The sequence below is a fragment of the Muriicola soli genome (genome assembly GCF_004139715.1).
In the GTDB taxonomy this organism is placed as follows: Bacteria; Bacteroidota; Bacteroidia; order Flavobacteriales; family Flavobacteriaceae; genus Muriicola; species Muriicola soli.
The window spans coordinates 1,642,745-1,662,434 of sequence record NZ_CP035544.1 but is presented as its reverse complement, the minus strand read 5'-3'; the positions used below and the strand labels follow the sequence as shown (position 1 = coordinate 1,662,434).

The following is a 19,690-nucleotide window of genomic DNA, read 5'->3' as shown; positions in this document are numbered from 1 at the left end:
AATCCACTAGTCCTAAAAGTATCACAAAACTAAGTTCACTATGAGGCTGTAAGAAAAAAGCTGCTTTATCTTTGAAGTGTGAAATTTAAGCAGATCCCTTTTTGGATTTTAAGTCTTAAGAAAACACACCTATGAGAAAGTGGATATGTTTATTCTGTCCTCTTATCATGATTTTAATGTTAGCGAGCTTTGGCACTTCTCCGAAGAATGAAATAAAAGTACCTGAAGCGCTAATCGTTAGAGAACCTACGCCGGTTTTGTTTCCCAAAGACAGAACCAAAGTGCCATCTTCAATGGTGATACCGCCCTTTGTGGGTAGTTCCTTTGTTGGATTCAAAGAGGCTTTGGCCTTTAAGGAATCTCAGGGTAACTACTTTACAATTAACACTTTAGGTTACCTGGGCAAGTATCAGTTTGGCATTGGAACACTTCAATTGATGGGAGTTTACAACGCAACTCAATTTCTAAATGATCCCACGCTTCAAGAGGAAGTATTCAGGACCAATTTATCGCGTAACAAATGGATTCTCAGAAGAGATATCCGAAGATTTGTCGGTAAGACGATAAGAGGAATCGAAATTTCGGAATCGGGTATTCTTGCTGCGGCTCATCTGGCGGGACCCGGAAATGTTAAAAAGTTCCTGAGGTCTTATGGACAACTAGACGTTGCGGACGCCTATGGTACAAGTATTTCCAATTACCTGAAGAAATTTTCCGGATACGATGTCTCGGCTATAGTCGCGGAGAAAAACCCTAAGATATAACGGCTAACAGTTTGTTACGCATGCAGGAGGAAGATCGCTGGTCTTTTTTGTAAATCCGGCGACTGGGTTTGCCAGGATGATACAGGCATGGTGCGAATAAATTCCCCGGGTAGCGTAATATCGGCTGCGATGCAGAGCATAGTAGATGGCGACAATACCTTGATCAGATCCTGAAACAATTTGTCATTCCTGTAAGGAGTTTCAATAAAAAGTTGAGTCTGGTTTCTTTCTCTGGACTCCCGCTCCAAGGCCTTCAGACTTTTTTTACGCTCAACGGTTTCGATGGGGAGATATCCGTGAAAACAAAAATGCTGGCCATTTAAACCGCTGGCCATCAGGGCGAGTATTAAGGAAGACGGGCCAACCAGAGGGACCACCTTTATATTCTTCTCATGAGCCAGGCGAACCACTTCAGCTCCGGGATCGGCAACAGCCGGACTTCCGGCTTCTGACAAAACTCCTATATTATGGCCCTTAAAACAAGGATCAAGGAAGGCAGGAATAATATCAGGTTCCGTGAATTTATTTAACTGTTCTATGTGGAGCGAGGGCTGTGATTTTCTGGGTGCTATACTTTTAATAAAACGCCGGGCCGTTTTTTCGTTCTCTACGATATAGTAATCTATCGCCTCAACAGCCTGTTTGATTGAAATTGGCAACACTTCAAGTGGTGCAGTACCCCCTAGTGTTGTGGGGATGAGGTATAGTTTCCCGGGCGTGGTTTCCGATTTGCTCATAGCTCACTTGCCAGTTTTTCACAAGCCTCGTCGATCAGCTTAAAAACATTTTTAAATCCATCCTGACCCCCGTAATAAGGATCGGGTACCTCTGTTGGTAATGACGGAATTCCTTCCGAAAGTAAGCGAACTTTTTTCCTGTGATTCTCATCCGGCGCCAGTGCCGAAACATCCCTGTAGTTGTCTTTGTCCATCACAAAAATGTGATCAAACTCAAAAAAGTCTTCCCTTTGAAATTTCCGACATCGTTGCCCGCTTATGTCTATTTGATTTTTCCTAGCTTCCTCAACCGATCTGGGATCGGGAGGATTGCCAACATGATACCCGGCAGTACCGGCAGAATCCACTTCCACATTCCCGGGATCTACCTTAGATTTGAGGATCCCTTCAGCTAATGGAGATCTGCAAATATTTCCCAGACACACCATGAGTACTCTTTTTTTCATACCAGCTTAGGAAAACTTCTTGGTCAGGTCTTCTATGTATTTTCTGAATTGTTTATCGGTCTCAGCGAGATTATCGACAGTTTTACAAGCATGTAAAACCGTAGCGTGATCTCTCTTCCCAATCTGGGATCCGATACTGGCCAGTGAGGCTTTGGTAAATTTCTTCGCAAAAAACATTGCCAGTTGCCTGGCCTGGACAATATGGCGTTTTCTGGTCTTGGATTGAAGCGTAGCGACATCCATCTCAAAGTAATCCGAGACTACTTTTTGTATGTAATCTATAGAGACTTCCCGCTTGGTGTTTTTTACAAACTTTTCAACTACCTGTTGTGCCAGTTCGAGTGTTACTTCCCGTTTGTTAAAAGAAGATTGGGCGATCAATGAAATAATAGCTCCTTCCAGTTCTCGGATATTGGTCTTGATGTGTTTGGCTACATATTCAATGATATCATCCGGCATCTCTACTCCATCTCGGTAAAGTTTGTTTTTGAGGATGGAAATCCTTGTTTCGTAATCCGGATTCTGGAGTTCCGCAGAAAGGCCCCATTTAAATCTCGATAACAGACGTTGTTCAATATCCTGCATATCTACAGGCGCCTTGTCTGATGTGAGGATCACTTGTTTTCCATTTTGATGTAAGTGGTTGAAAATATGGAAGAAAACGTCCTGAGTACCTGATTTTCCGGATAGGAATTGCACATCATCAATGATCAATACATCGATCAACTGATAGAAGTGGATAAAGTCGTTGCGGGTATTCTTTTTTACAGATTCAATATATTGTTGGGTAAACTTTTCTGCTGAAATATAGAGTACAGTGCGCTCCGGATATTTGTCTTTGATATCTACTCCGATAGCGTGAGCCAGATGTGTTTTTCCAAGGCCAACGCCGCCAAAGATCAAGAGCGGATTAAAGGATGTGCCACCGGGCTTGTTTGCCACAGCCATTCCTGCCGATCTCGCCAGCCGGTTGGAATCACCTTCTAGAAAATTTTCAAAATTGTAATTGGGATTGAGCTGAGATTCTATTTTGATATTCCGGATTCCTGGAATAACGAAGGGGTTCTTCAGCTCTGGATTTTTTGATTTTACGGGGACATCCATCTCCTGTGAACTTACATTCCCACGATTTGTACTGGGTATGCGCTCTGTAAATGGTTCTTTGTTCCCGTAGGTGTTCTCCATTTTAATAATGTAGACCAATTTGGCCTGCTCCCCGAGTTCCTTGGTGAGTGCAACTTTTAATAATTTAACGTAATGTTCTTCCAGCCATTCGTAAAAGAACTTACTTGGAACCTGGATACTTAGAGCCTTTTCGGAAAGTCTTACCGGTTTGATAGGTTCAAACCATGTTTTGAATGCCTGCGGTTGGATGTTATCTTTGATAAATGCCAAACAATTGTTCCATACGGAATTAGCAGTAACACTCATTTTAAAAAAACTCTTATTTTGTTGGTTAGTGATTTAAGCCAGTTGGTTAAAGAAAGTTATGTGAAACCTTCTTTTTGAGTGAGACAAATATGTGAACAAAAAAGCTAAAAAAAAAATGATTTGAGGTTGAATTTATCCTTTTTTTTTCGCATGTTCCGGCGCATGATCACTCGTCTTTAAATATATACTTTTTAACTGATAAATGGGGCATCAAAACAAATTTTCTTTTCGGGTTCGCTATGGTGAAACAGACCAGATGGGTGTAGTTTATCACGGTAATTATGCGCAATACCTGGAGATGGGTAGGGTAGAGTGGTTGAGGTCGCTGGGATTTTCTTACAAACAGATGGAAAAAGACGGGATTATGTTGCCGGTAATTTCTCTACAGCTGGAATTCAGGAAATCGGCAACGTATGACGACCTGATTACGGTTATCACCAAATTGGTTAAACCCCCTCTGGTAAGAATTGAATTTGAATATGAAATACGCAATGAGGAAGACGAGTTGTTAGCGACGGCCAGAACAGTTTTAGCCTTTATGGATATGAAAACGTCACGTCCGATCAAATGCCCTGACGCGATATTAAAACAGCTTCAAATATAAAGTCAAATACAACCCCGCCTGCTTTATGTTGGAGTAGAAAGTTGAACACCTTTTATCGCTTCGAGCTTCTTTTTGATCACCATCAGTTTATTCCTCGGAACCTCTAAGGTGTATTGCGCCTTAGTTCCTTCTGTTTGATCGTGAAATTGAAGCTGATTCTTTTTAATCAATCGCATTACAGAACTAATAGCTTGGTAATCAAACTCAACGATTAATGTACTGAATACGGTTTTGGTAATGATCCTTACTTCTTCAAGTGTCATTTGGGCCGTTTGCTTGTAGGCTGATATGAGTCCGCCTACGCCTAGTTTTGTGCCTCCAAAGAACCTTACCACAGCCACCAGCACATCTGTGATGCCATAGGCCTGTATCTGACCGTAAATAGGCAATCCGGCAGAATTGTTGGGTTCACCATCATCATTTGCCCGCCATCTATGCGGTTCCACGCCCATTTGCCAGGCATAACATACATGATTGGCTCCTTTATGCTGCTGCCTTAATTCTGCTAGTATGGTTTTGATTTCCTCTTCATTTGACACAGGGTATGCAAAACCAAGAAATTTACTATTCCTATCCTTATGTATAAGGCCTTCTGCCGAAGAGGATATTGTTTTGTATTGATCTGAGGCCATAGTATCGTACTTAAAATGCGGCAACCAGGATGATACTCAGAATAGCCAGACCTATTCCTATCCAATTCCTTACAGTTAGCACCTCCCTGAATAACAGGATTCCCAGGAGCGTCGAGAACATAACAATCGCCACGTTGTTGATTGTAAATACAGATGCACTGTTCAGCACTTCGTTCTGTAGAGCACGAAGCAAAAAATAGATCGAAAAGAAGTTGGGTACACCCAGTGCCAAACCACCCAAAATACTTTGAGGGGCAATTCGGATTTTTTCTTTTTTGGATCTGATCAGAATAAAAATTAAACCACAACAGCCCGCACTAGCGAAAACTGTGGAAGAAAATACAGGAAATTCATCCGAAGGCACCAGAAATTGCTCTGCATATTGAATACTGGCGTCGATTACGCCTGAGCCCAGAAAAACAAGGAGAGGTAAGTATAAAGTCCTTTTGTCAAAGGGTAGATGAGCCTTTCTCATTGAGCTGAAGTAAACTGCACACAAGGCCAGCAGAACCCCTAAAGCCTTTACAATACCCAATTCTTCTCCGTATATAATGACCCCTAATAGAACAGGGATACTCAATGACATCTTGGTGGCAACTGAGGCAACGGAAACACCTAATACCTGTGAAGTTTTGGCCATGAGGTTAAAAATGATAATAAAGAGTACTCCTAAGATAAGGGTTCCCGAAAACCAGCTCTTGCCGGGAATCTCCATGGGACTAACGCTGTTCTCCATTAGAGTGAACCCTACTAGGCAAGCGGTGAAGTAGTTGACGATGATGGCGTATAGTGTTTGTACCTTAAAACGGGGATACAGCTTAAAGATCACAAAAATCAAGCTGGAACAAAGAATACTCAGGGCGAGATCTAGCATATTACAAATGCTTATCGAGGTCTGTTACTGCTTCCTTTCCCACCTGCAAATGCCAGGTCTTCAATCCCAACCTATCGGCACTGACAATGTGTTCAAGCGTATCGTCTACGAAGAGGGTTTCATTGGGCTTTAAAGAGTGATTTTCCAATATGGTCAAAAAGACCTCAGCATCGGGCTTTCGCATTTTTAATTCATGGGAAAGGTAAAAACCCTCGAAGCATTTTCTGAAGGCATTGAATTTTTTTTCTCCCATCTCCTTTTTAACTTTTGTGATATGTAAATCGTTGGTGTTACTCAATAAAAAGAGTCTGTAATTCTCCCTGGCTGCCAGCTGTTTTAAAAATGTGAGCCGGTCTTCAGGGAAATCCAGAATTATCGCATTCCAGGCCGAGATCAAATCCATGGTTTCCAGTCCAGGAAAGTAATATTGTGCCGACTTAACAAATTCAGAAGTTGGCAAAAGTCCTTTTTCATAGCTAATCATAAGTGGGTAAAGTTCTGCTGCTATCACATCGTACCCCGCTTCTGACAATTCCCTTAAAGTGGCACCCTTGTCCAGGTTGATAAAGACATCTCCAAAATCAAAGAGGATATTTTTAATCATTTTTCAGAATTCTTAAAGTGTCGGTTGCGATGCGTTTCTTTTCAATCTCCCTGGCCGTGATCACGGGGGCTTTAATCCCATCTCCGAATTCAGAATTACCAACAAATATCCTGGCTTCGTCCCAGGCTTTTGCCTTGATAAAGGAAATAAGTGTCTGAGCCCCGCCCTCCACAATGATGCTCTGAACCTGCCTGCTGTGTAAATCTTGACAAATCGTTTCTACAACCTTTCTTGAAAAATCGATTGTCTGGATTTCTGCCCCTTTTTGCTTCGGTCCGTCGCTATCCGAATTTGTATATACCAGAGTGTCCGCTGAATCGTCAAATACGTTATAGTCTGATGGTATTTTTAATTCTCTGTCAAGCACTACCCGCAAAGGACTTTTACCCACCCATGTCCTTGCGTTTAATTTTGGATTGTCCTCCAGCACGGTATTAGTGCCCACTAAAATGGCCTGTTCCTCTGCTCTCCATTGATGAACCAGCTGTTTTGAGTAGCGATTGGAAATCCAGAAGGGTTGAGGTTTTTTCTCGCGCAATTCACTAGTTGGGGCAATATAGCCGTCTGCGCTCTCTGCCCATTTTAGAATGATATAAGGCCTCTTCTTCAGGTGAAAAGTGAGAAATCTTTTGTGGTGATCTTCACAGGCTTCTTCCAGGACGGGAAATATAACTTCTATACCGGCTTTTCTCAAAGCATGAATACCTTTCCCGGCAACTTTGCTATGAGGATCCTTCAAGCCTATTACAACCCGGGGAATACCGGATTTAATGATTAAATCTGTACACGGAGGAGTTTTTCCGAAATGAGAGCAGGGTTCAAGGCTGACGTATAAGGTAGCTTTTTTGAGTAAAGATTTGTCTTTTACCGAATTGATAGCATTAACCTCAGCATGATGTCCACCGAAGGGACTGGTAAATCCTTCTCCAATTATTGTATTATCACAGAGAATAACACACCCCACCATAGGGTTTGGAGCTGTGGTTCCCAGCCCGTTTTTCCCCAGTTCAATACATCTAAGAATATATTTTTCGTGTATCTTCACTTCGCAAAAATAGGACAATAAAAGGGATTGTTAGGCTGGCTATATTTGTAGGGATAAAGCCAAGTTTTATTCTAATTAGCTTAAAGGATTCTGGAAGGATGTATCCGATTGAAGTTCAAATATTTGTGAAGTGCTATTAAAAGAAATAAAACACATTTTCCACAAAGAGTTGGACCAGCGATACGGCAGTGATGAAGTGGACCATTTTTTCTATTATTTTATTGAACACTATTTAGAATTACCGAAATTTCATTTAGCCTTACATCCCGAATGGATTATTACTAAGGAGGAGGAGGGAGTTTTCTTCAGGGGTCTTTCCGCACTAAAACAGGGACAACCGCTGCAGTATGTTTTAGGAATTACATACTTTATGGATCTTCCTATTAAGGTAAATAAGAACGTACTGATTCCAAGACCGGAAACAGAGGAACTGGTTCGTAGAATTATAAAAGACTACAAGGATTTTTCCGGACCTCTCAGAATATTAGATATAGGAACAGGCAGTGGCTGTATTGCTCTTTCCCTTTCAAAGTATCTCCCGGATGCCAATATCAAAGGAATTGATTTATCCCCCGGGGCTTTAAAAATGGCAAAGGAAAATGCCCGTCTTAATGAGCTTGATGTAGAATGGGTCGAATCCGACATAAGAATTATGAATCTCACCCAAGATTACTATGACATTATAGTTTCAAACCCACCCTATGTTCTGGACATGGAAAAATCAGAGATGGAAGAACATGTGAAAGAAGCGGAACCTCCTATGGCGCTTTTTGTACCCGATGATAAGCCATTGGTGTTTTATGAATATATTGTAAGAGAAGCCCGAAAAGCATTGGTTGAAGGCGGAGCAATCTACCTTGAGATAAATCAGCGTTTTGGAAAAGAGGTAAGTAGCTTGCTTAAAGATCATAATTTTGAATCGATTGAACTAAGCAGGGATCTCCACGGCAGGGACAGATATGTAAAAGCAATCAATTCTAAAAAATAAAATATTAAACAGATATGACTCCGGAAGAGCGAATTCATGCCCTGAGAAAGGAACTTCACGACCATAATTACCGCTATTATGTACTAGATGCCCCCGTAATATCTGATTATGAATTTGATCTTAAACTAAAGGAATTACAGGCTCTGGAAGATGCAAACCCCCAATTTAAAGATGCGAGTTCGCCTACCATGAGGGTAGGGGGAGCGGTGACCAAAAATTTTAATACCCTGGAGCATGAACAGCGGATGTATTCTTTGGATAATTCCTATTCCAGGGAAGAATTGTTAGAATGGGAGAAGCGTGTAAACAAAATACTGGGCGGCGCAAAAGTTGAATATACCTGCGAGTTGAAATACGACGGGGCTTCCATCAGTCTGACTTACGAAAATGGAACCTTATCCAGGGCGCTTACCCGGGGGGATGGTTTTCAGGGAGATGAGGTTACGGCCAATGTCAAAACTATAAAATCTGTCCCTTTAAAATTGAGAGGTGATTATCCTGAGAAATTTGATATCCGGGGTGAGATTATCCTTCCTCTCGAAGGATTTGAGAAAATGAACAAAGAGCGTATTAAGAATGGTGATGATCCCTATATGAACCCCAGAAATACGGCCTCAGGAAGTTTAAAATTGCAGGATAGTGCCCTTGTGGCAGAAAGACCTCTTGATTGCCTGTTATACGCCTTGGTTGGTAGGAATCTTCCTGCGGCCAATCACTATGAACTCCTCGATAAGGCCAGGAAATGGGGTTTTAAGATTCCTAAAGAGGCAAAGCTATGCAAAACTATGGATGAAGTTTTGACTTATCTGGACCATTGGGATACTCATCGACATGATCTTCCATATGAAACCGACGGGGTGGTTATCAAAGTGAACAATCTGATTCAGCAGGAGGAACTGGGCTATACGGCTAAATCGCCGAGGTGGGCTATTGCTTACAAATTTCAGACGGAACAGTCTAGTTCTGTCCTGGAGAAAATTACTTATCAGGTAGGCAGGACAGGGGCAATTACTCCGGTAGCCAATTTACAGCCTGTGCTATTGGCAGGGACAACCGTAAAGCGTGCCTCCCTTCACAATGCAGATCAGATAGCGAAACTCGACATTAGAGAAGGGGATACAGTCTTTGTGGAAAAAGGAGGGGAAATCATCCCTAAGATTGTGGGTGTTGATTTATCCAGGAGGCCCGAAGATTCGAGCCCCACCAAATACATTACGAATTGCCCGGAATGTGATACCCTCCTTCAGCGACAGGCAGGGGAAGCTCAGCATTTCTGTCCCAATATCACCGGGTGTCCGCCTCAGATCACCGGTAGGATACAGCATTTTATTTCGAGGAAGGCCATGGATATAGAAGGCTTGGGTGCAGAAACGGTCGAGTTGCTTTTTAATGAAGGGCTTATTGAAAATTATGCGGATTTGTACACCTTAACCAAGGAGCAGGTAGTTCCTTTGGAGCGGATGGCCGACAAGTCGGCTGAAAACCTCATCCAGGGAATTGCAGATTCTGTAAATATACCTTTTGAGCGGGTGCTTTTTGCCCTTGGAATACGATACGTAGGTGAAACCGTGGCTAAGGTCCTGGCCAAGGCATTTAAAGACATTGACGCCCTGATGGAAGCGAGTCAGGAATCCCTGATGCAGGTAAACGAAATAGGACAACGGATCGCAGAAAGTGTTGTTTCCTTTTTTGAGGAAGAAAAAAATAGAGAAATTATAGAAGAACTCAGAAAACACGGCTTAAAATTTTCACTTTCGGAGGCTCAGTTGGAGAATCAAACCGACTTGCTGAAGGGGAAAACTTTGGTGGTTTCCGGTGTTTTTGAAAACCTGGAGCGCAACGAATTAAAAAAACTGATAGAAGATAACGGCGGCAAGGTGAGCTCTTCTATTTCTTCCAAAACGTCTTACCTCGTAGCCGGAAACAATATGGGTCCCAGTAAACGCACTAAGGCTGAAACTTTGGGAGTGCCCATAATTTCGGAAGAGGAATTTCTCGATCTAATAAAATAAACCCCCTAATCATCTTAGGAGGTTTATTTATAATATCTGCTAGAGTTATATATTAATTACCACTCAGGTTTGCATCAAAGATCCAAATTTCGTCCCACCAGTTTGAATAGGTCGCATCACGATTGCTTATAAATGTATCCCAGGCATTTTCTCCATGGACCTTATCAAAGGTTGCTCTGAAATTCCAGGACGTATCAAATTCTGTCCAATTTTTAAAGAAAGAAACTGTGGCGATATGTCTTCCAATATTACCTTGTATAAATTCATTGTCGTAAACGCCCCAGGGATGGACTCCCGGCATGGCCTTAATAGTTTCACTGGCCATTTTAAGGTGGGTATCTACCCCAAAGCCATGATCTGGCTTCACTTCCCAATAGCGAGTGTACAGGATGGTATATTCAGGACCACTTTCTGCGAGCATCTTGGTATTAGACCACTTTGTAATTTCTTTCCAATACTCCCCTTGCTCCAAACGTTTTACATAAGGCATGATATTGTCTCTCCAATCCTCATCATGACCTCCCTCTGCCGGCCTGGTGTCAAGATCAGAGTACTTTAATGGTCCCATCATCCAGACGATTTTCCCGGTATTGGGACCAGTTGAAATATTGTAAACATAGGATTGAAACGCCCCCTCTTTGTGGTATTTCATATTGTGTTTACGCATGTTTTCGCCCAATGTCTTTAACTGGGTGTGATCCGGGACCAGCATTATGGATTCCCAGATGGGTTCTTTGGTGTTCTCCTGTGCCTGAATACTGCTAAAACCGGCCAATATAAGGCACATAGCAACTAAACTGCACTTAAAGGTTTTTTTCATCTTTTGTTTATTTAATGGATTAGGTTATTGCAGTAAGTAAGAACATTCTACTGTTGGCCTTGTATGATTTAGGACGAAACCTATAATTTTATGTCCGAAGACCATAAAAAACTTATCGATCCAAGCTTGTGAAACTGCCTATTGATTTTAATGAATTTGATGTCAGCCTGAAAGCGGAAACACCCCCTTTAAATTGGCCAGAAACTTTGCAAGCTCTCTGGTGGGATGCGAAAGGCGATTGGGAAAAGGCGCATGCCTTAGTCGATAACAGGAATACACTTTTAGCTCAATGGATTCACGCTTATTTACACCGGAAGGAGGGAGATCTTTGGAATGCAGATTATTGGTATAAAAAGGCAGGAAAATTAAGGCCCTCCCACTCTCTTAATGAGGAATTCACTGTACTCTTCAACAAAGCATGCTTGGGGGATGCCTTATAATTGTTTCGATTATCTGTTGGACGTTATACCGATATAGAGACTCCTTGGCCGTCCCTGAGTTTAGAACCGTCAAAAAGAAAATCAACACGACCCAGGTTGATCCCGTAACAGCCCACCTGATTGATCAGTACGGGTTGGTCTTTTCGGTTCATCCGGACAACGGGTTGTTCGAGGAAAGTATGGGTATGACCTCCAATAATAAGATCGATATCCTTTGTTTGAGAAGCCAGTATTACGTCACTGGCCAACTGCTTGTCCCTGTATTCAAAGCCCAGATGAGATAGGCATATAACCAGATCGCAAAGTAATTCTTCTTTCAGAGTCCTTACTACATCCAGGGATATCTCAACCGGATCAAGATATTGGGTTTCCCCGAATAATTTTTTAGTTACAAGGCCATCAAGGTTAATCCCCAAACCGAATACACCTATTTTAACCCCATCCACCAAAAAGACTTTGTAGCGGGAGGTCATGCCATGTAATACGGTGTTTGTGAAATCGTAGTTTGAGCATAAAAAATCGAATTTGGCATAAGGAAGTTGGGCTAGCAGTCCGTCCAAACCGTTGTCAAAATCGTGATTTCCAAGTGTAGCCGCATCGTATTTGAGCTTACTCATCAATTTAAATTCCAGTTCTCCCCCGTAAAAATTAAAATAGGGTGTCCCCTGAAAAATATCTCCTGCATCCAACAGTAAGGAATTGGGGTTCTCTTCTCGAATAGAAGAAATTAGGGAGGCACGCCTGCCAATCCCACCCATATCCGGAAAAGTTGCATGATCCTTGGGAAAAGGGTCTAAATGACTGTGCACGTCATTGGTGTGAAGTATGGTGATCTTTTTCCGGGCTGAGTTTGTGCAACTGTTTAATACCGATCCTCCTAAACCCATATATCCGGCTCCGGCCATTGATTGGTACACAAATGATCTTCGTCTCATGGATTTTTTAATTGAATAAATCGATTATCTACTGATGCCCGCAGCGTATCGACGGATTTGAAATAATCAATCATCGCATTGCGAAGCAGATAATTAAGGTCCGTGACCCCGGTATTATTTATTAGAAAATCGGCGTTGCCGCCACCTTCAAGGAGGTAATTGATGGTAGCCAGGTTATAGGTCTTTTCTTCATCCAGCGGAACTCCTTGTATAGTCACTTCCTGAAGTCGGCCTTCACCATTCAATACGATCTGCAGCCCACTCATTGGTTGAGGCCTGTCTGAGGATACTAAATAGTTCACCATCTCCCTCACCACACTTCCTGAGATTTGTAGTACCACGATATAATTTTCGAAAGGCATTACCTCGTATGCCGTACGGGCCGTCACCGGTCCTGCAGAAATTACATTCCTTATTCCACCGTAATTCATCAGGGCGAGGTCTACATCTTCGCCAGTACGCGATTTAAAAATAGGGGCGGCCTGTGTTAGAATGATATCGGCCATGAGATTGCCTTGAGAAGAATTCAATTTTCCATCTCGTTTATCGATGTTTCTCGGAGCAAAGGCCAGGGTACTGTCTAGAACTGCATTCACGCGGTCCCGATAGGGTTTTAAGTAGGCTTCAACAGAATCATCAACCGCAATACTGGAATCTATTGAAAGCTGTTTACCGGTAATCGATTGGAGGTGAGAAGACCTGTCAGTACAGGACGACAAGTACAGAAATGTTATAAATAAAACAAAATGTTTCATATTTAAACAAGCTAAAGCAACTAACTTTACAGCAGAAATTGCAGGGAGAATAATTACCTTTGGTGAAAAGGTAAAGATAAATGTTTTTACAGGCACTAAAGGACAAATTCAAACAGAAATCAGGTGAAAAATACTTGAAGAATGAGCTCCTTTCAGTTCCGGAAGCGGGAATCTCGAAAAAGGGTCTGAATAAGGTTGGTGTCATTGTGGATCTGGACAATTTCCAAAATGCAGACCTCTTTTATCAATTAATAGAGCTGTTGAATTTACGACCGAATGCTGTGAAAATAATGGGGTACAGATCATTTTACGATAAGAATTCTCCCTATGCCACTCCTGTGTTTTCTGATAAAGACCTGGGTTGGGGTGGAGCTGTGGAGAATAGTTATGCCCTGGAATTCCTGACTAAAGAGTACGACTTGTTATTGAACTATTACACTCAGGACACGCTCATATTAAAATTGATGACTGTTAAGACCAAGGCGAGGATTAAGGTGGGCTTTGCCGAATTGGATCCTGATCTTAACGATTTAATCATCCAGTCGCCCATGCAGGATTTCAACACCTTCAAAACGGAATTAAAGAAATATCTAAAAGTATTGCAGGAATTTTGAAAATGGAACAATTATACGGGACAGGTGTGGCCTTGATCACCCCTTTTGACAAAGATGGGGCTCTAGATCTGGAAGCCTTGAAAAGGGTTGTGAAGCATTCCATTGAAGGCGGAGTGGATTACCTGGTAATAATGGGAACCACTGCAGAATCCGCAACCCTGACAAAGGAGGAGAAAAAGAAGGTTGTTGAAACCGCGATCCACGAGAATAATGGCCGACTACCACTGGTAATAGGCATAGGAGGGAATAATACAAGAGAGGTGGAAGAGGAGCTAAGAAGAACAAACCTTGATCCTTTTGAGGCCGTGTTGTCTGTTTCTCCCTACTACAATAAACCTACTCAGGAGGGTATATACCAGCACTATAAGGTACTCTCGGCGGCGAGTTCCAAACCCTTAATTCTCTACAATGTACCAGGACGAACGGGGAGTAATATCTTGCCTTCAACGGTGGTGAGGATTGCCGAGTCTTGTCCTAACGTGATAGGGATAAAAGAGGCCTGTGGAAATATTGAGCAGATCAAGCAATTGATCAGGGAAGTTCCCGAGGGTTTTTATGTGATATCAGGAGATGACATCACCGCGTTACCCACCGTAGTTGAAGGCGGAATTGGCGTGATCTCGGTCCTAGGCCAGGGAATGCCCGCAGAAATGTCCGGGTTGATTCGTTACGGCCTTAATGGGGAATTCGATAAAGCCTTTCAATTGCACAATGCACTCACACCGGGGATGACTCTGATTTTTGAAGAAGGTAATCCCGCAGGTATCAAAGCTATTTTCGAAAGTCTTGGGATTTCAACCGCCAGGGTAAGATTGCCACTGGTAGAAGCTTCCCCTGAACTCAAATCGAAGATTTCTGCTTTTGTTCAGTCTTTCGCTATTCCGATCTGATCGTTAATCGTTAAAAGTTCCTCAATATCTGCTATTTAGATCGGTTTTCAGATTATGTTTGTTAAGAAGATTTAGTTTCATATTCCAACAGGAATCCTTAATTTTGCAAAATGTTTTTGAAGCTCCATAAAATTTTACCACTTGCCTTGGTATTGACCTTATTCTTCTCCTGCAATGAATACCAGAAGGTACTCAAGAACGAAGATGTTAAGGCTAAGTACGATATGGCTGAGAAATTCTACGAGGAAAAGGACTTCAAGAGAGCCAACCGCCTGTTTGAGCAGATCGCTCCCAAATACGTAGGAAAACCACAGGGAGAGCGGGTTTTGTTTTTTCTTGCAGACACCTACTTTCAGATCAAAAATTACAATTTTGCTGGATATCAGTTCGAGAGATTTATAAAATCATATCCAAAAAGCGATAAGGCAGCGGAGGCTTCATTTCTGGGGGCAAAAAGTTATTATATGTTGTCTCCAAGGTATTCATTGGATCAGACAGATACGGATAAAGCACTCGTAAAGCTGCAGAATTTTATCAATACCTATCCCGAATCGGAGTTCCTGCCAGAGGCTAATGCCATGGCTAAAGAACTCACAACCAAAAAGGAAAAGAAGGCCTTTGAGATTGCCAAGCAATTCACAAAACTTGGCAACTCCTATATTTTAGATTACAGTATTTCTGCCGTGGCAGCGCTTGATAATTTTGTCTCAGATTTTCCGGGAACGGTTTTCAGAGAAGAGGCCCTTTATTTAAAACTAGTAGCCACAGCAAATCTCGCCCTGAACAGTACAGAGAATAGAAAGCAGGAACGACTTGAAACTGCAGAAACTGCGTACAACAATTTAATAAAATATTATCCTGAAACCAGCTTTCAAAAGGATGCGAACAATCTCATTGAGAAAATTAATGAACAATTGGCTCCCTACAAAGCCCAAGAAATTACATCGAAATGAATATGAATGATTTAAAAAACACCAAGGCTCCCGTATCTACGGTTACGATCAATAGAAACGAATTTGACGAAAAAACCGAGAACATTTACGAAGCGATTTCGATCACAGCAAAACGAGCTGTTCAGATCAATTCTGAGATTAAGAAGGAATTGCTGGAAAAGTTAGAGGAATTCGCTACTTACAGCGATAGTCTGGAGGAGGTTTTCGAGAACAAGGAACAGATTGAAGTTTCGAAATTCTACGAAAAATTACCCAAACCTCATGCCATGGCAATCACAGAGTGGCTTGAGGATAAAATTTACCACCGAAATACAGAGAAAGACGATCAGTAAATGTTAGACGGCAAAAAAGTCCTTTTGGGAATTACCGGAGGTATTGCCGCCTATAAAACTGCATTTCTGGTTAGACTACTGATTAAAGCAGGCGCTGAAGTTAAAGTGATTTTAACGGAGAGCGCCGCTTCTTTTGTTACCCCCCTAACGCTCGCCACCTTGTCTAAGAATCCGGTCCATCTCGACTTTGTCAAAGAGGAGGAAGGAACACTTGACTGGGATAATCACGTTGAACTTGGATTATGGGCAGATCTTATGCTAATTGCCCCGGCTACCGCCAACACATTATCAAAAATGGCCAATGGGGTATGTGATAATCTACTTTTAGCGACATATCTCTCTGCAAAATGTCCTGTTTATTTTGCGCCTGCCATGGATCTGGACATGTACAAACACCCTTCAACTAAAGCGAGTATTGAAAAACTTCAGTCCTTTGGTAATGTAATGATTCCGGCAGCAAGTGGAGAACTGGCAAGTGGTTTGGAAGGGGAAGGTCGGATGGAAGAACCGGAGGGCATAATCGACCTTGTCCTGGAACACATGCGAAAAGGCCTGCCTCTTGATGGTAAAAAGGTCCTGATTACCGCAGGGCCCACTCACGAAGCTATTGATCCTGTTCGCTATATTGGGAACCATTCTACAGGTCTGATGGGCGTTGAACTCGCCAGAAAGGCTGCCGTCCTTGGTGCTGAGGTGACTCTGGTATTAGGCCCCTCTGCTCTGGCAATAGCTGACGCATACATCAAAGTACTTAAAGTAACCAGCGCCGATGAGATGTTTGATGCCGTCATGGGCGAATATAAAGAGGCCGACATCGTAATAGCGGCTGCTGCTGTTGCCGACTATAAACCAAAAACCGCAGCTCAGGAAAAGATCAAGAAAAAATCGGAACACCTTACCCTGGAGCTCGTTAAAAATCAGGATATTTTACAGACTTTGGGCAAGTCTAAAAAAAATCAGTTCCTGCTTGGATTTGCACTGGAAACGGAAAACGAACTCTCTAATGCCCTGTCAAAGCTGAAGAAAAAGAATCTCGACGCAATTGTTCTCAACTCCCTGAAAGACGAAGGAGCTGGTTTTGGAGGAAAGACAAACAAAATCACCTTTATAGACAAGAATTCTTCAATAAAATCGTTTGATGTAAAGACCAAAGCCGACGTGGCCGTGGATATTTGGAATGAAATTATTGATCGCCTCCATGCGTAGCACAGTTATTCTTCTTCTACTATTTTTCAGTTCATTAAATTTTTGGGCTCAGGAACTCAATTGTGTGGTCACTGTAAATTCGGATCAGGTTGGGCAGACCAACCAGCAGATCTTCCGGACCCTGGAGCGCTCTTTAAACGATTTTGTAAACAGGAACAAATGGACCAATCGGGTTTACAAAGAAAATGAACGGGTCAATGCAAGGATGTTTATCACGGTTACCAAATTCGAATCGAACCGATTTGAAGCCAACATCCAAATTCAATCTTCGAGACCTGTATTCAATACTTCTTATGAGAGTCCTGTTTTTAATTACAAGGACAACCAATTTAATTTTGAGTACATAGAGTTTCAGCCTTTGATTTACAATCCTAACTTATTCGATTCTAACTTGGTAGGGGTAATAGCCTATTACGTCTACATCGTTTTGGGACTCGATGCGGATACGTTCGCATTGGAAGGGGGAACAGAGTTTTATAAGGAAGCCCAAAAAATAGTGACGCAGGCACAGGGGAGTAATTTTGCGGGCTGGAACCAATCTGCTACAGATAACCGTACACGCTTTGTCCTGGTTGATAATCTGTTATCCAATACCTTTAGAGAATACCGTATCGCTATGTATAACTACCACCGTAAGGGACTCGATATTCTCGGTGACAACAATAGTACCGGAAAACAAGTTATTTCCGGCTCGATGCGATTATTCGAAACCCTAATTCAAAGAAGGCCTAACGCTTTTTTAATCCAGACTTTTTTCGACGCTAAATCGGAAGAGATCCTCAATATATTTTCCGATGGCCCCAAGGTCGACATCGTAGCCCTGAAATCAAGTCTCAATAAAGTTGCCCCCTTTTATTCCTCTACCTGGAATGAAATAAAATATTGAGAAACCCCATTTTTTTACAGCGCATATTCGGTTATCTTTACCGTAGATTTAAGGCCGAGGACTATGCTGACCCATCTGACCATAAAAAATTACGCACTTATCGATGACCTGTCGGTAGCCTTTGATCGCGGATTTAGCACGATCACAGGAGAAACAGGTGCAGGTAAATCTATTTTTTTAGGTGGTCTTTCCCTTGTTCTGGGAAAACGTGCAGACCTGAGTACGTTGAGGGATAAGGACAGTAAATGTACCATCGAAGCCGAATTTCAAATTGAACATTACAACCTAAAACCCCTTTTTCGTTTGTACGATCTCGACTATGATCCCCAGACGATTCTAAGGCGTGAAATAAATCCGAGCGGTAAATCAAGGGCTTTTATCAACGATTCTCCAGTAACTCTGGACATCCTGTCGGCCCTGGGACAACGGCTTATCGATATCCATTCGCAACACCAAACTCTGGAGCTCACTGAAAATGAATTTCAGTTGAAGGTAATCGATGCCCTGGCAGACAATAAGGAACTCCTCACTACATACAATTCTCACTTAAGAGCTTATACTTCAGCAAAGAAAAAACTGCAAGCCCTCAAACAAATGCAGACAGAATCAGAAAAGGAAGAGGATTACAATAATTTTCTTTTCAACGAACTGGAAAACGCTCCTCTGCAAAGTGGAATACTCGAAGAATTGGAGTCGACTTACGAAGAATTGAGTAATGTGGAAAGTATCCTGGAACAATTGTCGGGAAGTCACCAGATCCTCACACACGAGGAAATAGGTATTCAAACTTCTCTCACAAACCTCAAAGGCAGTATTTCAAAGCTGGAAAACTACGGTTCGGGTTATGCCGATTTATCACAGAGAATACAATCCGTATTTCTGGAAATCGACGACATAGTAACAGAAATAGAATCCCTGCAAGACAAGGTTATGCCTAATCCCGGCTTACTTGAGGAGGTTAATGGAAAACTTCAATTGCTGTACTCTCTTCAAAAAAAGCACAACGCATCTACAGTTGAAGAACTAGCACAAATCAAGGAGGAACTTGGAGAGAAGATCAGTAAAAATGAAAATCTGGAAGCAGAGATAGAATCGCAGCAAAAACATTTGACGAATGCAGAATCGGAATTAGGCAAACTATCACTGCAATTGCACAATCGACGAACCGCTATTATTCCCGAATTTCAGCAAAAGCTCGAAACGGCTCTTCAGGAATTGGGGATGCCCAATGCGAGTTTCAGGATGGAATTAGAAGAGCTGAATGATTTTTCATCTACGGGTCGGGACCACTTTGTTTTCCAATTCTCTGCCAACAGGGGAGGGGAATTCGGTTCACTTAAAAAGAATGCATCAGGGGGTGAGCTCTCCAGAATCATGCTTATCATAAAGTCGATTCTCGCTCAATACGAACAACTCCCTACCATTATGTTTGATGAGATAGATACCGGAGTTTCAGGGGAGATATCGAATAAAATGGGTGCGATCATGCAAAAGATGTCTTCCCATATGCAGGTTTTTTCAATAACCCATTTACCCCAGGTAGCTTCTAAGGGAGATCATCATTATAAAGTTTTTAAGGAAGATGATGGTAAGATAACACGAACGAGAATGATAAAACTGAACAGTGAGGATCGCGTAGTAGAATTGGCCGAGATGTTAGGAGGTAAAGCATTATCAGACTCCGCTATGGCACATGCCAAACAGTTACTCAATTAAGAATAA

22 protein-coding genes are annotated in these 19,690 nt (G+C 42.1%); 12 read left to right on the top strand and 10 right to left on the bottom strand.

What is annotated here, in order from left to right; all coding sequences use genetic code 11:
• The first annotated feature begins 131 nt into the window (after nt 1–131).
• Nucleotides 132–764 (top strand): hypothetical protein, encoded by a 633-nt coding sequence (locus tag EQY75_RS07515; RefSeq protein ID WP_129604480.1) that lies wholly within the window; start codon nt 132–134, stop codon nt 762–764.
• A gap of 14 nt (nt 765–778) precedes the next feature.
• On the opposite strand, the gene EQY75_RS07510 is transcribed toward EQY75_RS07515, so the two are convergent.
• Genes EQY75_RS07510 through dnaA form a run of 3 tightly spaced genes read right to left on the bottom strand, consistent with a single transcriptional unit; the run spans nt 779 to nt 3,378 of the window.
• Complete coding sequence (locus EQY75_RS07510; protein ID WP_129604478.1) at nt 779–1,501, bottom strand: SAM-dependent methyltransferase; 723 nt, start codon at nt 1,499–1,501, stop codon at nt 779–781.
• The gene (locus EQY75_RS07505) at nt 1,498–1,947 is read right to left on the bottom strand and encodes a low molecular weight protein-tyrosine-phosphatase (protein ID WP_129604476.1); all 450 of its coding nucleotides are present in this window, start codon (nt 1,945–1,947) and stop codon (nt 1,498–1,500) included. Before EQY75_RS07505 ends, EQY75_RS07510 begins: the two co-directional genes overlap by 4 nt.
• Before the next feature lie 6 nt (nt 1,948–1,953).
• A complete protein-coding gene (dnaA, locus tag EQY75_RS07500; RefSeq protein ID WP_129604474.1) occupies nt 1,954–3,378 on the bottom strand; it encodes a chromosomal replication initiator protein DnaA in 1,425 nt (474 codons plus the stop codon).
• 202 nt (nt 3,379–3,580) lie between these two features.
• On the opposite strand from dnaA, the gene EQY75_RS07495 reads away from it, so the two are divergent.
• A complete protein-coding gene (locus EQY75_RS07495; RefSeq protein WP_129604471.1) occupies nt 3,581–3,982 on the top strand; it encodes an acyl-CoA thioesterase in 402 nt (133 codons plus the stop codon).
• 23 nt (nt 3,983–4,005) lie between these two features.
• Here the strand turns inward: EQY75_RS07495 and EQY75_RS07490 are convergent, their stop codons facing one another.
• Genes EQY75_RS07490 through ribD form a run of 4 tightly spaced genes read right to left on the bottom strand, consistent with a single transcriptional unit; the run spans nt 4,006 to nt 7,137 of the window.
• Nucleotides 4,006–4,614 carry an IMPACT family protein gene (locus EQY75_RS07490; RefSeq protein ID WP_129604469.1) on the bottom strand — a complete coding sequence of 203 codons (609 nt, stop codon included), beginning with the start codon at nt 4,612–4,614 and terminating at the stop codon, nt 4,006–4,008.
• A 10-nt stretch (nt 4,615–4,624) separates the two neighbouring features.
• The gene (locus EQY75_RS07485) at nt 4,625–5,488 is read right to left on the bottom strand and encodes an EamA family transporter (protein WP_129604466.1); all 864 of its coding nucleotides are present in this window, start codon (nt 5,486–5,488) and stop codon (nt 4,625–4,627) included.
• A gap of 1 nt (nt 5,489) precedes the next feature.
• The gene (locus EQY75_RS07480; RefSeq protein ID WP_129604464.1) at nt 5,490–6,092 is read right to left on the bottom strand and encodes an HAD family hydrolase; all 603 of its coding nucleotides are present in this window, start codon (nt 6,090–6,092) and stop codon (nt 5,490–5,492) included.
• The gene (gene ribD, locus EQY75_RS07475; protein ID WP_129604462.1) at nt 6,085–7,137 is read right to left on the bottom strand and encodes a bifunctional diaminohydroxyphosphoribosylaminopyrimidine deaminase/5-amino-6-(5-phosphoribosylamino)uracil reductase RibD; all 1,053 of its coding nucleotides are present in this window, start codon (nt 7,135–7,137) and stop codon (nt 6,085–6,087) included. Before ribD ends, EQY75_RS07480 begins: the two co-directional genes overlap by 8 nt.
• Nucleotides 7,138–7,267: 130 nt before the next feature.
• Between ribD and prmC the strand changes: the two genes are divergently transcribed.
• Together prmC and ligA are read left to right on the top strand one after the other, a co-directional pair.
• A complete protein-coding gene (prmC, locus tag EQY75_RS07470) occupies nt 7,268–8,125 on the top strand; it encodes a peptide chain release factor N(5)-glutamine methyltransferase (RefSeq protein ID WP_129604459.1) in 858 nt (285 codons plus the stop codon).
• 14 nt (nt 8,126–8,139) lie between these two features.
• Nucleotides 8,140–10,137, top strand: coding sequence for an NAD-dependent DNA ligase LigA (gene ligA / locus EQY75_RS07465; RefSeq protein ID WP_129604457.1), 1,998 nt, complete (start codon nt 8,140–8,142; stop codon nt 10,135–10,137).
• A 52-nt stretch (nt 10,138–10,189) separates the two neighbouring features.
• Here the strand turns inward: ligA and EQY75_RS07460 are convergent, their stop codons facing one another.
• Complete coding sequence (locus EQY75_RS07460; protein ID WP_129604454.1) at nt 10,190–10,957, bottom strand: hypothetical protein; 768 nt, start codon at nt 10,955–10,957, stop codon at nt 10,190–10,192.
• Nucleotides 10,958–11,085: 128 nt separating this feature from the next.
• Between EQY75_RS07460 and EQY75_RS07455 the strand changes: the two genes are divergently transcribed.
• Complete coding sequence (locus tag EQY75_RS07455; RefSeq protein ID WP_246019822.1) at nt 11,086–11,397, top strand: hypothetical protein; 312 nt, start codon at nt 11,086–11,088, stop codon at nt 11,395–11,397.
• 23 nt (nt 11,398–11,420) lie between these two features.
• On the opposite strand, the gene EQY75_RS07450 is transcribed toward EQY75_RS07455, so the two are convergent.
• Complete coding sequence (locus EQY75_RS07450) at nt 11,421–12,332, bottom strand: bifunctional metallophosphatase/5'-nucleotidase (RefSeq protein WP_129604452.1); 912 nt, start codon at nt 12,330–12,332, stop codon at nt 11,421–11,423.
• A complete protein-coding gene (locus EQY75_RS07445) occupies nt 12,329–13,087 on the bottom strand; it encodes a 5'-nucleotidase C-terminal domain-containing protein (protein ID WP_129604451.1) in 759 nt (252 codons plus the stop codon). Before EQY75_RS07445 ends, EQY75_RS07450 begins: the two co-directional genes overlap by 4 nt.
• Before the next feature lie 80 nt (nt 13,088–13,167).
• Between EQY75_RS07445 and EQY75_RS07440 the strand changes: the two genes are divergently transcribed.
• The 7 genes from EQY75_RS07440 to recN all read left to right on the top strand — a co-directional run bounded on the left by EQY75_RS07440 (nt 13,168) and on the right by recN (nt 19,684).
• On the top strand, nt 13,168–13,701 hold the full coding sequence (locus EQY75_RS07440; protein WP_129604448.1) for a DUF6913 domain-containing protein: 534 nt from the start codon (nt 13,168–13,170) through the stop codon (nt 13,699–13,701).
• 2 nt (nt 13,702–13,703) lie between these two features.
• Nucleotides 13,704–14,591: a 4-hydroxy-tetrahydrodipicolinate synthase gene (gene dapA, locus EQY75_RS07435; RefSeq protein WP_129604446.1), complete on the top strand. Its 888-nt coding sequence runs from the start codon at nt 13,704–13,706 to the stop codon at nt 14,589–14,591.
• Between the two features lie 110 nt (nt 14,592–14,701).
• A complete protein-coding gene (locus EQY75_RS07430) occupies nt 14,702–15,544 on the top strand; it encodes an outer membrane protein assembly factor BamD (protein WP_129604444.1) in 843 nt (280 codons plus the stop codon).
• On the top strand, nt 15,541–15,876 hold the full coding sequence (locus tag EQY75_RS07425) for a DNA-directed RNA polymerase subunit omega (protein WP_174719396.1): 336 nt from the start codon (nt 15,541–15,543) through the stop codon (nt 15,874–15,876). Before EQY75_RS07430 ends, EQY75_RS07425 begins: the two co-directional genes overlap by 4 nt.
• Nucleotides 15,877–17,082: a bifunctional phosphopantothenoylcysteine decarboxylase/phosphopantothenate--cysteine ligase CoaBC gene (gene coaBC / locus EQY75_RS07420; protein ID WP_129604441.1), complete on the top strand. Its 1,206-nt coding sequence runs from the start codon at nt 15,877–15,879 to the stop codon at nt 17,080–17,082.
• Nucleotides 17,075–17,968, top strand: a complete 894-nt coding sequence (gene porD / locus EQY75_RS07415) for a type IX secretion system protein PorD (RefSeq protein WP_129607026.1) — start codon at nt 17,075–17,077, stop codon at nt 17,966–17,968. The genes coaBC and porD overlap by 8 nt, the downstream gene beginning before the upstream one ends.
• Before the next feature lie 63 nt (nt 17,969–18,031).
• Entirely contained in the window at nt 18,032–19,684 is a 1,653-nt protein-coding gene (gene recN / locus EQY75_RS07410; RefSeq protein ID WP_129604439.1) for a DNA repair protein RecN, read from the top strand.
• Nucleotides 19,685–19,690 lie beyond the last annotated feature (6 nt).

Excerpts from the sequence above, each read along its gene's own strand:
- EQY75_RS07445 (WP_129604451.1), bottom strand. The coding sequence starts at position 13,087 with ATGAAACATTTTGTTTTATTTATAACATTTCTGTACTTGTCGTCCTGT.
- EQY75_RS07495 (WP_129604471.1), top strand. The coding sequence starts at position 3,581 with ATGGGGCATCAAAACAAATTTTCTTTTCGGGTTCGCTATGGTGAAACA.
- dnaA (WP_129604474.1), bottom strand. The coding sequence starts at position 3,378 with ATGAGTGTTACTGCTAATTCCGTATGGAACAATTGTTTGGCATTTATC.
- dapA (WP_129604446.1), top strand. The coding sequence starts at position 13,704 with ATGGAACAATTATACGGGACAGGTGTGGCCTTGATCACCCCTTTTGAC.
- EQY75_RS07490 (WP_129604469.1), bottom strand. The coding sequence starts at position 4,614 with ATGGCCTCAGATCAATACAAAACAATATCCTCTTCGGCAGAAGGCCTT.
- EQY75_RS07430 (WP_129604444.1), top strand. The coding sequence starts at position 14,702 with ATGTTTTTGAAGCTCCATAAAATTTTACCACTTGCCTTGGTATTGACC.
- EQY75_RS07485 (WP_129604466.1), bottom strand. The coding sequence starts at position 5,488 with ATGCTAGATCTCGCCCTGAGTATTCTTTGTTCCAGCTTGATTTTTGTG.
- EQY75_RS07510 (WP_129604478.1), bottom strand. The coding sequence starts at position 1,501 with ATGAGCAAATCGGAAACCACGCCCGGGAAACTATACCTCATCCCCACA.
- ligA (WP_129604457.1), top strand. The coding sequence starts at position 8,140 with ATGACTCCGGAAGAGCGAATTCATGCCCTGAGAAAGGAACTTCACGAC.
- EQY75_RS07515 (WP_129604480.1), top strand. The coding sequence starts at position 132 with ATGAGAAAGTGGATATGTTTATTCTGTCCTCTTATCATGATTTTAATG.
- porD (WP_129607026.1), top strand. The coding sequence starts at position 17,075 with ATGCGTAGCACAGTTATTCTTCTTCTACTATTTTTCAGTTCATTAAAT.
- EQY75_RS07460 (WP_129604454.1), bottom strand. The coding sequence starts at position 10,957 with ATGAAAAAAACCTTTAAGTGCAGTTTAGTTGCTATGTGCCTTATATTG.
- EQY75_RS07440 (WP_129604448.1), top strand. The coding sequence starts at position 13,168 with ATGTTTTTACAGGCACTAAAGGACAAATTCAAACAGAAATCAGGTGAA.
- EQY75_RS07505 (WP_129604476.1), bottom strand. The coding sequence starts at position 1,947 with ATGAAAAAAAGAGTACTCATGGTGTGTCTGGGAAATATTTGCAGATCT.
- coaBC (WP_129604441.1), top strand. The coding sequence starts at position 15,877 with ATGTTAGACGGCAAAAAAGTCCTTTTGGGAATTACCGGAGGTATTGCC.
- EQY75_RS07480 (WP_129604464.1), bottom strand. The coding sequence starts at position 6,092 with ATGATTAAAAATATCCTCTTTGATTTTGGAGATGTCTTTATCAACCTG.
- EQY75_RS07425 (WP_174719396.1), top strand. The coding sequence starts at position 15,541 with ATGAATATGAATGATTTAAAAAACACCAAGGCTCCCGTATCTACGGTT.
- recN (WP_129604439.1), top strand. The coding sequence starts at position 18,032 with ATGCTGACCCATCTGACCATAAAAAATTACGCACTTATCGATGACCTG.
- EQY75_RS07450 (WP_129604452.1), bottom strand. The coding sequence starts at position 12,332 with ATGAGACGAAGATCATTTGTGTACCAATCAATGGCCGGAGCCGGATAT.